At 68.8% G+C, this 13,864-nt stretch carries 10 protein-coding genes; 6 read left to right on the forward strand and 4 right to left on the reverse strand.

From position 1 onward, the window contains the following. Position 1 precedes the first annotated feature (1 nt). A complete protein-coding gene (locus BM310_RS18020; protein ID WP_089810452.1) occupies positions 2-544 on the reverse strand; it encodes an LUD domain-containing protein in 543 nt (180 codons plus the stop codon). 740 nt (positions 545-1,284) lie between these two features. Between BM310_RS18020 and BM310_RS18025 the strand changes: the two genes are divergently transcribed. The 3 genes from BM310_RS18025 to BM310_RS18035 all read left to right on the forward strand — a co-directional run bounded on the left by BM310_RS18025 (position 1,285) and on the right by BM310_RS18035 (position 5,154). After that, positions 1,285-2,229 carry a UbiA family prenyltransferase gene (locus BM310_RS18025; protein ID WP_177232695.1) on the forward strand — a complete coding sequence of 315 codons (945 nt, stop codon included), beginning with the start codon at positions 1,285-1,287 and terminating at the stop codon, positions 2,227-2,229. Positions 2,230-2,387: 158 nt separating this feature from the next. Continuing rightward, complete coding sequence (locus BM310_RS18030; RefSeq protein ID WP_089810380.1) at positions 2,388-4,046, forward strand: sensor histidine kinase; 1,659 nt, start codon at positions 2,388-2,390, stop codon at positions 4,044-4,046. Positions 4,047-4,086: 40 nt separating this feature from the next. Then, complete coding sequence (locus tag BM310_RS18035; protein ID WP_089810381.1) at positions 4,087-5,154, forward strand: Gfo/Idh/MocA family protein; 1,068 nt, start codon at positions 4,087-4,089, stop codon at positions 5,152-5,154. A 35-nt stretch (positions 5,155-5,189) separates the two neighbouring features. Here the strand turns inward: BM310_RS18035 and BM310_RS18040 are convergent, their stop codons facing one another. Further along, a complete protein-coding gene (locus BM310_RS18040) occupies positions 5,190-6,860 on the reverse strand; it encodes a DUF3604 domain-containing protein (protein ID WP_089810383.1) in 1,671 nt (556 codons plus the stop codon). A gap of 201 nt (positions 6,861-7,061) precedes the next feature. On the opposite strand from BM310_RS18040, the gene BM310_RS18045 reads away from it, so the two are divergent. After that, positions 7,062-8,252 (forward strand): amidohydrolase family protein, encoded by a 1,191-nt coding sequence (locus BM310_RS18045; RefSeq protein ID WP_089810457.1) that lies wholly within the window; start codon positions 7,062-7,064, stop codon positions 8,250-8,252. A 337-nt stretch (positions 8,253-8,589) separates the two neighbouring features. Then, complete coding sequence (locus BM310_RS18050; protein WP_089810386.1) at positions 8,590-11,208, forward strand: heavy metal translocating P-type ATPase; 2,619 nt, start codon at positions 8,590-8,592, stop codon at positions 11,206-11,208. Positions 11,209-11,227: 19 nt separating this feature from the next. On the opposite strand, the gene BM310_RS18055 is transcribed toward BM310_RS18050, so the two are convergent. Both BM310_RS18055 and BM310_RS18060 read right to left on the reverse strand, forming a co-directional pair. Beyond that, on the reverse strand, positions 11,228-11,818 hold the full coding sequence (locus BM310_RS18055) for a hypothetical protein (protein ID WP_089810388.1): 591 nt from the start codon (positions 11,816-11,818) through the stop codon (positions 11,228-11,230). 66 nt (positions 11,819-11,884) lie between these two features. Next, the gene (locus BM310_RS18060; RefSeq protein WP_089810390.1) at positions 11,885-12,118 is read right to left on the reverse strand and encodes a DUF2249 domain-containing protein; all 234 of its coding nucleotides are present in this window, start codon (positions 12,116-12,118) and stop codon (positions 11,885-11,887) included. 138 nt (positions 12,119-12,256) lie between these two features. Here BM310_RS18060 and BM310_RS18065 point away from each other — a divergent pair, with 138 nt between their 5' ends. Then, entirely contained in the window at positions 12,257-13,621 is a 1,365-nt protein-coding gene (locus BM310_RS18065) for a heme-copper oxidase family protein (protein WP_089810392.1), read from the forward strand. Positions 13,622-13,864: the final 243 nt, after the last annotated feature.

Below are 13,864 nucleotides of genomic sequence, written 5' to 3' on the forward strand. Positions count from 1 at the left end.
CTCAGCCCTCCCCCTCCGCGTCGGGCGCGTCCGTCAGCACGACGACGTGCACTTCCCGCGGCCCGTGGGCACCCTTCACCAGCGCGCCCATGTCGGCCGTCGCGCTCGGCCCTGTCGCGAGGATGGCGCTGCCGCCCGCCCGTCCGAACTCGTCGGCGACGGCGTCGATCGCCGTCTCCATGTCGGCCACGATGTCGGACTCGCGGACGACGGCGACGTGCCGGTCCACGAACAGGCTCACGAGTTCGCTCGCGCCGTCGGTCACCGAGAGGACGACCGACCCGTAGTCGGCGACGCCGAGACTCGCCCCGGTCACCCCGGTGGTCGCCGCCTGAAGCGTCGCGGGCGTCGGGTCCACCTCGACAGACGTCCCGTCGAGCGACGGTGCCGGGTCCTCGAACGCCTCTTCGAGGGCGACACCGACGGCGTGTGGTTCGACCAACTCCTCGACGTGCGTCTGGAAGGCGTCGGACTCGACGCGACTCACCGTCACGTCGAGGGCTTCCAACGCGGCTTCGAACCGGGACGCGGTGGATGTTGTCATTCGTACGCGAACGGACACCACACACGACCATTTAGTTTTGGTTCCGGACGAAACTCTCACTTCGGGCCTCGACGACTTCGGCGTGATCGTCCGCGCGAAGAGGCCCCCCGTTCGACCGGTCGGCGCTGCATCAGTCCTCGGCGCGAACGAAGAGTAACATATGTCGTTACACTTCCCTCGCTCTCGGAGGCTACCGCTCTTCGACGCCTTACCACTCGCAATTGAAATTCCAACGTTCTCCCCCGAAATCTGCTCTCGAAACTACCGACGAGAGACGAACGAATATCGTTCGAAAAATACGGCATGAATAAAACCATCGCACTACGGCTCTCGGATTGGGGCAATCGATCTTTCTCACGTATTTACAATTTAATATCTTTGCTATCTGGCTCCGGCATCGGTTCTTCCCCCCGGTCGTCCGCCAGACACCCGCCGTGAAGGGAAGGACTATCGAGTCGTCTCACCGAGTCTCTGTGCCGCGAACGCGACGGCGTCACCGTCTGCTACGTCCAGTTCTCGCCACTCACATATGTCTGTTGACATTAATGCCGACCGCGAGACACGTCGCCGACGCCCACGGCTATCTCGAACGGTTATATTCGGCCTGTAGCGGGCTAAACTGGCCGTTAAGCGGCCGCCCGGCGTCGATAGACAGCAGGTAATTAACACATCATACTGTTGGTATGCACGCGAAGGTCGTCGTCGCGGGACTGTCCGCGCGGCGACTACCGTGCCAACCCATGTCCAACGAATCGCCGAGTCTGTCCGCGGCCGCGGACGACACCAGTTTCTCGCACAGTCCGGTCGTCGAACGCCTCCTCGCTCACTGGGGGCGGGTGAAAGATGCGCTGTTGTACAGTTCGGCCTACCTCGTCTTCGTCGCGATGGGGATGGTCGCCACCGTCATGCTCGCCCTGTCGCTGCCGCCGAGTCCGGCCCCCATCGTCGTCGGCCTCGTCACCTTCGCCGTCTACGTGGGTGACCGCATCGCCGACGCCGAGACGGACGCGCAGACGAGTCCCGAGCGGTCCGCGTTCGTCAGCCGGTACGAGAGCGTGCTGTCGGTCCTCACGGCCCTCTCGTACGGACTGGCCGTCACCATCGCTATCACCGGCGGACCGCTCGCGCTGGCCATCACGCTGCTCCCCGGCGCGTTCTGGGTGCTGTACGCCTCCGAGTGGCTCCCGGCGCTCGGCTCGCAGTTCAAGCGACTGAAAGAGGTCTTCGTCGTCAACTCCGCCGTCGTCGCCGGCGCGTGGACCGTCGCCGTCGTCTTCCTCCCCCTCGCCTTCGCGGACGCGCCGTTCACGCCGACGGCCGCCGTCGTGTTCGTCTACTTCTTCGTCGACATCTTCGTCAACACGGAGATTCCGAACGTCCGCGACATGGAGGGCGACGCCGAAATCGGCGTCTCGACGCTGCCCGTGGTCTTCGGCGTCCGCCGGACGCGACACGTCCTCTACGCGCTCGATTGCTTCCTCGTCGGGTTCCTCGCCGCCGCCTTCCTCGGCGGGATGCTCTCGGTCGCCATCGCGGCGGGGACGCTGCTCGGCCTCGGATACGCGCTCGTGCTGGCCGCCTACGTCGGCCGAACCGACCGCTACGGGCTGCTCGCCATCGCGGGCGAGGTGAAACACTTCCTCGTCTTCCTCGTCGTCCTCGGCCTCTCTGCGGTCGGCGTCTGACTCCGCCCGGGACCGACCGGCCCGGTCGGACCCGACCCGCACCCGGTCTCGCTTCCCACTTCGGCACCGGGTCGCTCGCCGCAGCGCGTCCAGCCCGGGCTCCGTCTGACGGACGTTTCATATGTGGTGACTGTGTTAGTCTCTCTACAGGTGGTCTCGTGAATCCGATCGTCCCGCTCCTGTTCGTCTCCGTCGCCGTCGGCGCGGCGGCGGGGATTCTGGCGTGGCGACAGCGACCGGAACCGGGTGCGACCCCGCTGGTCGCCCTTCTCGTCGGGCAGAGCTGGTGGTCCGTCTGCATCCTCTTCGGCCTCCGCGAGGGGACGGTCGCGGCGAGGCTCTTCTGGACGAACTGGGCGTGGGTTGGCGTCGTCGCCATCCCCGTCGCGTGGCTCCTGTTCGCCCTCGAGTACACGGGGCGCGACGAGTACGTCCAGCCGCGCTACGTGGCCGCGCTCTCGTTCGTCCCGGCTCTCACCGTCCTCCTGATGGTGACCGACCGGTACCACGACCTGCTGTATCTCAGACCGTACGGCGTCCGGGTCGACGGCATCGTGCAGGTGGCTCACGGCGGCCCCTGGTACGCGGTCGTCGCCGGCTACACCTACCTCCTCGGCGGGGCGGGGATGGTGCTCGTTCTCGGACTGCTCACCAGCGACGCCGCGACGTTCCGGAGTCAGGGGGCGGCGCTCCTCGTCGGGTTGTTGGCGCCGTGGCTCACGAACGCGCTCTACCTCGCGGACGTCCTCCCCACGTCCGGCATCGACCCGACGCCCATCGCCTTCTCCGTCTCCGGCGTCGCGTACCTCAGCGCCATCAGCCGCTACCGGCTGTTCGGGACGAACCCGGCGCCGCGAGTCCGCGCGCGCCAGCTGATATTCGACCGGATGCAGGAGGGTGCGCTCGTGGTCGACACGAACGACTACGTGGTCGAAGTGAACGACAGCTGTCTCGACATTCTGGACGTCCGCGCCGACGACGTGCTCGGAGTGCCCGCCGCGGACGTCGTCCCCGAGTACGACCGCCTCCCCGCGGAGGGGACGCTCGCCGGTCACCTCACCGTCGCCGCCGCGTCGGGCAGCCGGTCGTACGACGTGACGGCGACGCGAATCAACAACGTCCGCGGGAGCGTCATCGGACGGGTGATAACGTTCCACGACGTCAGCAGGCACCTCCGCCAACAGCAGCGTCTGGAGGTGCTCAACCGCATCCTGCGGCACAACATCCGCACCGAGACGAACATCATCCACGGCTACGTGGACCGCTTCGCCGACGACGAGGACGCTCGAACCGTCAAGCGCCGCGCCCTCCGCATCGAGGAGATGGGGCAGAAGGGACGCGAAGCCATCGAACTGTTCGACGAGGGCAGAGCGGGGTCCGACCCGAAGCCGGTCGGTCGCCTCCTCGAACAGTGCGTCGAGTCGGTCAGACGGGAGTATCCCGCCGTCTCTGTGGAGTACGACTGCGCCGACCCGGACGCGCGCGTCGCCGGTCTGCTCTCGACGGTCTTCGAGAACGTCGTCGAGAACGCCGCCGAACACAACGACGGCGACGACCCGCACGTCCGGATAACGGCCCGTCAGGAGAGTGACCGCGTCCGCGTCAGCGTCGCTGACGACGGCCCCGGCATCGCCCCTTACGAACTGACGGTGCTGGAGGACGGGACGGAGAGCGCGCTGAAACACGGGAGCGGACTCGGGCTCTGGATGGTGAAGTGGGGCGCGGAGATTGCCGGGGGGACCGTCGACTTCACCGAGAACGAACCGAGGGGGTCCGTCGTCACCGTGTCGGTGCCCGTGCTCTCCGCCGACGACTGAAGCCACAGCATCTTTGCCCTCGCCCGGAGTCGTTCCCTCCATGAGTGACACCGCAGTCCCCGACGCGGACGAGACGACCGACGCCGACGTCTCCCCGCTTCGGGTTGGCGTCGTCGGCGGCGGCTTCATCGGTCGGACCGTCGGCACCGAGTTCGTCGAACACGAGGACGCCGACGTGGTCGCCCTCGCCGACATCGACCCGGACGTGCTGGACGAGACGGGGGCGAAACTAGGGGTCGACGCCGACGCCCGATACGACGACTACGAGACGATGCTCGACGCCGAATCGCTCGACGCAGTTCTCATCGGGACGCCGCACACGCTCCACTACGACCAGATTCTCGCGGCGTTCGAACGGGACCTGCACGTCCTCTGCGACAAACCGCTCACGACCGACCTGGACGACGCCCGCGACCTGGTGGACCGCGACGCCGACCGCGACGAGGTGCTGATGGTCGGCTACCAGCGCCACCTCTACCCGGCGTTCGTCGAGGCCCGAGAGCTGTGGGCGGAGGAGGACCGCGAACCGCGCTGGATAACCGCCGAGGTGTGTCAGGACTGGGTGGACCGCTTCGAGGACGCGTGGCGGCAGGACGCCGACCTCTCGGGCGGCGGCTACCTGTACGACACCGGGAGCCACCTGCTCGACTGCGTGCTGTGGAGCACCGGACTCACGCCCGAGGCCGTCTCGGCGACCATGCAGTTCGTCGACGACGCCGAGCGAATCGACGGCCGCGCGAACGTCACCGTCCGCTTCACGAACGGCGCGACGGCGTCGTTCTCGCTCTCGGGCGAGACGCCGTGCATGCGCGAACACGTGCGGATGTGGGACGAGGAGGGCGCGGTCACGCTCGACAGCAAGGACTGGGAGCCGAGCGAGTACGCCGAGATAGACGAGGACAGCGGCGAACACCGGCCGCGTCTGTCCCGGGGCGACCAGCCGACGAAGGCCGAGGCGTTCGTCGAGGCGGTGCGGACGGGCGAAGACCCCGTTGCGACTGCGCTCGACGGCCTCCGCGTCACCGCGGTCACGGAGGCGGCGTACGAGTCCGCCCGGAGCGACGGGTCGTTCGTCGCCATCGACCCCGAGGACGTGACGCTGGACTGACGCCTCGCCGCGCGCCGTTCGACCCGGTTCGGTCGTCACGCCGTCTCGGCCCAGATGGGCCCGACCCACGCCGTCCCCGGGTGGTCGCCGTCCGCCGCGGCCTGCCGGACGCGAACGGCGTACACGTCGCCGCCGGTTCCGCGGCGGTCGTCCCAGCTCATCCTCGAGAGCGGCGTCTCGTCGGTCCACTCCGTCGAAACGGTGTACGCGTCGAGTCCGGCGTCGGCGTCGTCGGTCCCCTCGAACTGCCGCCAGACGGCGTTGTTCTTCACGACGGTGACCGACGCGACGGGCGCGGTGCCGGCGACGTCGACGGTCACCTCGCGGGGTGTCTCCGCGGACTCGACGCCGACGGCGTCGGTCTGTTCGGCCACGTCGACGCCGTTCACGCGGAAGTCGACGAGGATGCGGTGCGGTTGGGTCGTCGCGTACACCGACCGGTTCTTCAGGGCCGAGAACACGGCGCTCCGCTCCAGTTCGGGCGCGAGGAAGGCGCTGAGGCCGCCCGGATAGCTCTTCTCGTTCCACACCCGCCAGATGTTTCCCCAGCCGAGTCCGCGCCGCCGCCACTCCGACAGCGACGGCAGGTGCGGGCGCGTATGGATGAGCGAGTGGCCCGGGTGCGGGCCGTGGTAGTCCGCGCCGCCGAGCATCCCGACTCTGTGGCCCATGCGGTGGGCGTCGCGCACGTAGTGGCCCTCGGTCTCTATCTCTCCCTGCCCCATCGCCAACGGGAACCGGTTGCCGTCGTCGCCGGGGCGTTCGCTCGACCCCCACTGGGAGTACACCTCGACGACGGGGGCCAGCTCGTCGTCGTAGTCCACGCTGGCGAAGTCGAACGGGTACATCGACTCCGCGGGGTGGTGCGGCACCGTCACCACTCCCGAGTCGTGGTCGGCGTCCCACTCCCGCAGGCGCGACCAGAGTCGCTCGTACGTGCGGGTCTCGGGAGCGAGCGAGTCGAACAGCGTCGCGTCCGCGGCGTCTTCGAAGTAGACGTTGACGTGGCCGCCGACGTTCGGTTGCTTCGTCCACTCGTACGCCGGGAGCGTGACGAACTCCCCCGCCTCGTCGAACTCCTCGGCGACTTCGCACAACTGGTCGAAGTAGCGTTCGTGCATCCGCCGACGCTGCCACTCCGGCGGGATGAAGAAGCCCATCGTGTCGTGGTCGGTGTAGGCGACGACGTCGAGCGCCATCACGTCCCGGCCGAATCGATAGCCCCGTTCGGCGTCGCCGACGCCGTCCGAACAGTTCGAGTGGAGGTGGATGTCCCCCCAGTAGACGCGGTGGTCGTGGTCGGCGGCGACCCGGACCGGATTGGAGACGAACCGCTCGCCCGTCCGCGCGTCGGTCAGCGTGAGGTACTGGGTCCCCGGCGTCTCGAACCGCACGTCGTCAACCCGGACGACGCCGTCGTCCCCGGACGCGAACGACACCGACTCCGGGTGTGTCGCCTCCGGGTCGGTCGACGCCATCGCCGCACTCCCCGCGAAGTCGCGGTGGAGGCGTTCGCACTGGTCCCACGCCTGCACGGTGAGCGTCAGCGACTCGCCGGGCGTCGCCGTCGAGGGGACGACGGCGTGCAGGCGACCGAATCGGGAGGTCCGGTTCGCCAGCAACTCCCGCGGGGACGGCGCGTTGCGGACGAACACGGACACCGTCTCCTTCGCCTTGACGAGGGGTCCCAGAGACGACCTGTTCATACCGTCGTCTCGTGGGGCCGAGTGATATGTGTACTCCCCGTCCGACCGTCGCCGGGGCGCGGCCGCCTCGGGAGGCCCGGGTCCCTCGTCGCCCTCGCCGAACCCGTGGGCGACCCGGGACCGGCGTGTCTCACCGCCGCCCGAACCGGCAGAATCGTTTCGAACCGAAACGACTTGTACCTCGACCCGAGACTCGGAGGTATGTACGTCATACGGAACGCGACGCTGCACACGGCGACGGACCGCGGCACCGTCGAGGGCGACTTGCTCCTCGACGACGGGACGATAGCCGCCGTCGGCGAGGTGGACGCGCCCGCCGAGGCGACGGAGATAGACGTCGACGGCGCGCCGGTCACGCCCGGACTCGTGGACGCCCACAGTCACGCGGGGATGGCCGAGTGGGGCGAACCCGAGGACGGCGACGTGAACGAGGGCACCGACCCGGTGACGCCCCACGTCAACGCCCTCGACGGCTTCCACCCCCGCGACGAGGAACTGAAGTACGCCTTCCAGAACGGCGTCACCACCGTCTCCGCGCGGATGGGGTCGGGCAACGTCGTCGGCGGCGTCATCTGCACGATGAAGACGTACGGCGACGTGGCCGACCACATGCTCGTCCGCGAGGACGGCATGAAAGCCGCGATGGGCGAGAACCCGAAGCGTTTCCACGGCGAGAACAAGGACCGCCAGCCCTCCACCCGTCCGGGCGTCGCCGCGACCCTCCGGCAGGCCCTGATGGACGCCGAGGACTACGCGGCCAAGCGCGAGAAGGCGGACGACGAGGACGAACCGTTCGACCGGGACCTCGGACTGGAGAACCTCGCGCGCGTCGTCGAGGGGGACCTGCCCCTCCGCGTCCACGCCCACCGCGCCGACGACATCATGACCGTCTTCCGCATCGCCGAGGAGTTCGGCATCGACGACCTCTCCATCGAACACGCGACGGAGGGCCACCTCGTCGCCGAGGAGTTCGCCGAACGCGACGTGCCGGCGGTGTGCGGGCCGTCGCTCTACTCGGGCGCGAAGTACGAACTGCGCAACATCACGTTCGAGACGCCCGGCATCCTCCACGAGGCGGGCGTGCAGGTGGCCATCCAGACGGACGCGCCCGTCCTGCCGCAACGACACCTCGACGTCTGCGTCGGCCTCGCCGTCCGCGAGGGCCTCCCCGAGGAGGCCGCACTCGACGTGGTGACGCGCAACCCCGCCGAGATTCTGGGCGTCGAAGACCGGGTGGGGACGCTCGAAGCGGAGACCGACGCCGACGTGGTCGTCTGGGACGGGCCGTTCTACCAGTTCGACACCACCGCCCAGCACGTGTTCGTGGACGGCGAACACGTGTTCGACCGCGCGGAGGACGCCGTCGACCCGCGCGAGGAGTGGCAGTGGTGACCGGTCGAGCGAGTTCGTAGCCGTCGGCCGCTTGCGCCCTCTTCCTCTCACTTCTGTGCCGTTTCTCGCCCCCTCCTCACTTCTGCTTCCTTCTCCTCCTCACCTCCGACACGTAGTCGCGGTTTCGAGACCGAAGCCGACCCGTCTCCCGACCTCGGAAAGAGAAGTCGCCCCGTCGCGCCCGCTCGCTCCGGACTGGCCCTTCAGACGATTCGACGGACTACCGAACGACCGTACCGCCGGCACCGAATCGATTTCGAATCGAATATCGGGCGGCCACGAAACTGAACGTTCGAAAGGGAAACCCGATTGAATAGGGCACCCGTATGTACACCCAATGACCCACCGACGAAGCAGAATCGACATTCAGGGGATGAGCTGTGCGAACTGCTCGCAGACCGTCTCCGAGACCGTCGAGGCCCTCGACGGGGTGTCGGAGGCCAACGTGAACTTCGCCACCGACGAGGGGACGGTCGAGTACGACCCCGACCGGGTGACGCTCTCGGCCGTCTACGACGCCATCGAGAGCGCCGGCTACTCGCCGGTGGCGGAGACGACGACCATCGGTATCACGGACATGTCGTGCTCGAACTGCTCGGAGACGGTGCAGGACGCACTCGAAGGAACGCCGGGCGTCGTCTCGGCGGACGTGAACTTCGCTACCGACGAAGCGCAGGTGACGTACAACCCGGCGGAGGCGTCGCTGTCGGACCTCTACGACGCCATCGAGGGGTCGGGGTACTCGCCCGTCCGCGATGACGACGGAAGCGAGGAGTCCGCCGAGGACCGCCGCGACGCCGCTCGCAAGGAGGAGATTCGCAAGCAACTCCGACTGACGCTGTTCGGGGCGGCGCTGTCGGTGCCGATGCTGTTCTTCCTCGTGGACAAACTCCTCCTCGAGGGGAACCTGCCCGAGCAGGTGTTCGGCGTCCGGTTCGGGTGGGTGGAGTTCGCCCTCGCGACGCCCGTGCAGGTGATACTCGGCTGGCCGTTCTACCGGAACGCGTACAAAGCGGTCGTGAAGAACCGGACGGCGAACATGGACGTGCTCATCGCGCTGGGGTCCTCGACGGCGTACCTCTACTCCGTCGTGGTCCTCCTCGGCCTCCTCGCCAGCGAGGGGCTCTACTTCGACACGGCCGCCCTCATACTGGTGTTCATCACGCTGGGTAACTACCTCGAAGCCCGGTCGAAGGGACAGGCCAGCGAGGCGCTTCGGACCCTCCTGGAGATGGAGGCGGACACGGCCACCCTCGTCGACGACGACGGCACCGAACGCGAGGTGCCCATCGAGGACGTCGAGGTGGGCGACCGGATGGAAGTTCGCCCCGGCGAGCAGATACCGACCGACGGCGTCGTCGTCGACGGACAGAGCGCCGTCGACGAGTCGATGGTCACCGGCGAGTCCGTCCCCGTCGAGAAGTCGGAGGGCGACGAAGTCGTCGGCGCGACCATCAACGAGAACGGCGTCCTCGTCGTGGAGGCGACGAAGGTCGGCGAGGACACCGCCCTCCAGCAGATCGTGCAGACGGTCAAGGAGGCGCAGTCGCGCCAGCCCGAGATTCAGAACCTCGCGGACCGCATCTCGGCGTACTTCGTCCCCGCGGTCATCGTGAACGCCCTGCTGTGGGCGACGGTCTGGTACCTGTTCCCCGAGACGCTCGCCGGGTTCGTCCGCACGCTCCCCCTCTGGGGACTCGTCGGCGGCGGCCCGGCGGCCCTCTCGGCGTTCGAGTTCGCCGTCGTCGTCTTCGCGTCGGCGGTCCTCATCGCCTGCCCCTGTGCGCTCGGGTTGGCGACGCCCGCGGCGACGATGGTCGGGACGACCATCGGCGCGCAGAACGGCGTGCTGTTCAAGGGCGGCGACGTGCTCGAACGCGCGAAGGACGTCGACACCGTCGTCTTCGACAAGACGGGCACGCTGACGAAGGGCGAGATGAGCCTCACCGACGTCGTCGCGTTCGACGGCGGCCGTGCGGTCACCGACGGCGGCGACCGTTCGGACGACGCCGCCACCGACGGCGGGGCGGTCACCGCCCGCGAACGGACCGACGAAACCGAGGTGCTCCGACTGGCGGCCGCCGCCGAGTCGGGGAGCGAACACCCCCTCGCTCGCGCCATCGTCGAGGGCGCGCGCGAACGCGGCATCGACGTGCCCGACGCCACCGACTTCGAGAACGTGCCCGGACACGGCGTCCGCGCCACCGTCGAGGGCACCGAGGTGCTGGTCGGCAACCGCAAACTGCTCCGCGACGAGGGCATCGACCCCGACCCGGCCGCAGAGACGATGGAACGACTGGAGAACGAGGGGAAGACGGCGATGCTTGTGGCCCGCGTGAGCGACGGCGAGGGCGAACTCCTCGGCGTCGTCGCCGACGCGGACACGGTCAAAGAGAGCGCGGCGGACGCCGTCGCGGAACTCCGCGAACGCGGCACCGACGTGATGATGATAACCGGCGACAACGCCCGGACCGCCCGCGCCGTCGCCGAACAGGTCGGCATCGACCCCGAGAACGTGCGCGCGGAGGTCCTCCCCGAGGACAAGTCCGACGCCGTCGAGGACATCCAGTCCGACGGCCGGCGCGCGATGATGGTCGGCGACGGCGTCAACGACGCGCCCGCCCTCGTCGTCGCGTACGTCGGGTGCGCCATCGGGAGCGGAACCGACGTCGCCATCGAGGCGGCCGACGTGACGCTGATGCGCGACGACCCTCTCGACGTGGTGAAGGCTATCCGCGTCTCCGAGGGGACGCTGGCGAAGATACAGCAGAACCTGTTCTGGGCACTCGGCTACAACACGGCGATGATTCCGCTGGCGTCGCTGGGACTGCTCCAACCCGTCCTCGCGGCCGGTGCGATGGCGTTCTCGTCGGTGTCGGTGCTGACGAACAGCCTGCTGTTCCGGCGGTACACGCCCGACCACGACTACGAACTGCTCGGGTTCCTCCGGCGGTAAGGGCTCGCCCCGACGCGGCTCAGAACGGCGCGTCCGGCCCGCGTCCCTCCGACTCCTCGGTCGCTGACCGCGCCGCGGACGCGACGCTCTCCTCGGGGCCGTCGTCGACCGCTCCCGTCTCCCGGTACTCGGTTTCGAGCGCCGCCAACCGCTCGTTTATCGACGCCGACTCGTGGTGCATGGGGTGCAGTCGAACGCGGACGACGTCGTAGCCGTGGCGCTCGGAGAGTCCGTTCCACGCCCGGAACGACCCGAGCGTGAGCGTCCCGCTCTGCGGGCAGAACTCCGTCGTCGGCGTGAACTCCGCGCGGAGGACCTCCTCGCCGTCGTCGCTCTCGCCCGACTGCTCGGCGTAGCGGTAGCCCGCCCCGGGGTGGCGCGCGTCGAGGTTCAGTTTGGCGAGGTTGTAGCCGAACGTCACGTCGTACACCGTCCGCTCCTCGAAGACGCCGCGCGTCGTCTCGTGGAACGCGACGTGCGACTCGCCGGTCAGTACCTCGTGGCCGTCGAGGAACGGTCCCGGTTCGGGCAGGTGTTCGGGGACGAACTCGCCGTACTCGTCGAACGCGTCGTCGCCGCCGCGGCCGCCGAGCGATGGAAATCCGACCATGTCAGTCCCTTCGTCCCGTCGTCCGGTAGGTGTGGAGCCGAACACGTTCGTCGCGGCCGCCCGACGCTATCGCTTCGGGAGGGTGGCGACGAACTCGGTCGGACCGCGACGCTCCACCTCGTAGCCGTCGGCGTCGAACGACTCCACTTCTGCCTGCATCTCGTAGAACAGCGGTTTCGGGTCGTGGTCGTTGACCAGCTCTAGCGACTCGCCGGAGTCGAGCGACGCGAACGCGTCGTGAATCTTCGGGTGCCGTTCCGGCGGCGGGACGTCGCGCAAGTCGAGTGTGGTGGCTGCCATGCGTCGAGCGCTTGGCGTCCGAGGGGGGTGACGTTTCTCCCGAACCTGTTCGGCAGGCGAGCGTGCGCCCCGACGCGACGGACAGAGCCGAACACGTTCGCACGTAGCGGGATGGCGGGGGAGCCCGTCGTCTCCACTATGAGCGTGATTCCGGCGGACGTCGAGACGGACAAACAGCCGCCGATGACCGTCCCCCTCCGGCACTTCGTCGTGGGGCTCGGGTTCCTCCTCGCCGCTGCCGTCGTGAGCGTCCTCGACCCCCTCGGTGCCGTTCCGGGACAAGCGTCGCTGGCGCACCGACACCTCCTCCTGGCCGGGTGGGTGTGCGTCACCATCGCGGGCGCGATGACGCAGTTCGTCCCCGTCTGGTCGGGGACGACGCTGCACTCCGAGCGACTGGCGCGACTCCAACTCTGGCTCCTGACGGCGGGGCTGGTCGGTTTCGTCGTCGGCCTCCTCTTCGGCCTGTACGACGTGCTGCCGGTCTTCGGCGGACTGCTGCTCGCGGGGTTCTGGACGCTCGCGTACAACGTCGGCCGAACCCTCTTCGGTACCCGGCCGTGGGACGTGACGGAGCGACACTTCGCCGTCGCGCTCGGTTTCTTCCTCGTCGTCACGACGTTCGGCCTGCTCCTCGCGGTGGGCTACACGCGACCGGTACTGGACGGCCTGCCGTTCGACCGGAGCGGGCTCCGGACCGCCCACGCGACGCTGGCGGTGTTCGGCGTCGTCCTGACGACGGTGTTCGGGGCGCTGTACCAACTCGGGACCATGTTCACGCAGTCGGAGCTCCACGGGGTCGACGCGCCGCTCAAACGGGTCGAAGCGGTGGGCTACCCGCTCGGCGTCGTCGTCCTCGCCGGGGGCCGTCTGTTCGGGACTCCGGCCGTCGCCCGCGTCGGCGGACTGCTCGTCGTCGCGGGCCTGTTCGCGTTCGGCGTCGTCCTCGCGCGCCGCCTCGTCGAATCGACCGTCGAGTGGAACCCCATGCTGCGTCGGTACGCCGTCGCCGCAGTCGCGATGCTCTCGTGGGCGGTTCTGACGACGCCCGCGTGGCTGGCCGACCCCACCGCGCCGTCCGCGCTGTTCGGCGCGCCGTCGGCCGCCTCGCTCCTCCTGTTCGGCGTCGTCGGCTTCGTCGTCCTCGGGACGCTCTACCACGTCGTCCCGTTCATCGTCTGGGTCGACCGCTACAGCGACCTGCTGGGGCTCGCCGACGTGCCGATGATAGACGACCTCTACGACGGGCGACTCGCCCGCGTCGACTTCGTCGCGATTCTCTCGGGTACCGCGCTCCTCGTCGCCACGGAGGCGCTCTCGCTGGGGTCGGCACCGACTCTCCTCGGCGGGTCGCTCTGGCTCGTCGGCGTCGTCACTTTCGTCGTCAACGTGGCGTCGGTGATTCGCCGGCACAGTCCCGAGGCGCTCCTCCCCAGTCGCCTCTCGGAGGCTCTCGGACTTCGCGACGGCGACGACGAGGCGGCGACGGACGCCGCGGAGTGAGCGGCGTCGCTCCGAGCGGTTCGTCACCTTCCCGAACGCGGCCGCGAAAACGAGCGCACCCCGTCCCCTCCTCGTGACGCCACCGACGAGTCACCCGCGCTGACGCCGTCGGCCACCGCGGGCGGCAGTCCGTGACGGCGTCACCGCCCGCGACGGTTCATCGGTTCGAGCCGTCTCGCCGCTCTCTCGCGTTGTTCCGCGACTCCACGGCGAAGATTGCGAGCAGTGCGCCGACGAGTCCCA

The sequence above is a fragment of the Halogeometricum rufum genome (assembly GCF_900112175.1).
Classification (GTDB): domain Archaea; phylum Halobacteriota; class Halobacteria; order Halobacteriales; family Haloferacaceae; genus Halogeometricum; species Halogeometricum rufum.

Coding starts and splice junctions, on each gene's coding strand:
- BM310_RS18055 (WP_089810388.1), bottom strand. CDS start 11,818: ATGGTCGGATTTCCATCGCTCGGCGGCCGCGGCGGCGACGACGCGTTC.
- BM310_RS18035 (WP_089810381.1), top strand. CDS start 4,087: ATGAGTGACACCGCAGTCCCCGACGCGGACGAGACGACCGACGCCGAC.
- BM310_RS18040 (WP_089810383.1), bottom strand. CDS start 6,860: ATGAACAGGTCGTCTCTGGGACCCCTCGTCAAGGCGAAGGAGACGGTG.
- BM310_RS18025 (WP_177232695.1), top strand. CDS start 1,285: ATGTCCAACGAATCGCCGAGTCTGTCCGCGGCCGCGGACGACACCAGT.
- BM310_RS18060 (WP_089810390.1), bottom strand. CDS start 12,118: ATGGCAGCCACCACACTCGACTTGCGCGACGTCCCGCCGCCGGAACGG.
- BM310_RS18065 (WP_089810392.1), top strand. CDS start 12,257: ATGAGCGTGATTCCGGCGGACGTCGAGACGGACAAACAGCCGCCGATG.
- BM310_RS18045 (WP_089810457.1), top strand. CDS start 7,062: ATGTACGTCATACGGAACGCGACGCTGCACACGGCGACGGACCGCGGC.
- BM310_RS18020 (WP_089810452.1), bottom strand. CDS start 544: ATGACAACATCCACCGCGTCCCGGTTCGAAGCCGCGTTGGAAGCCCTC.
- BM310_RS18050 (WP_089810386.1), top strand. CDS start 8,590: ATGACCCACCGACGAAGCAGAATCGACATTCAGGGGATGAGCTGTGCG.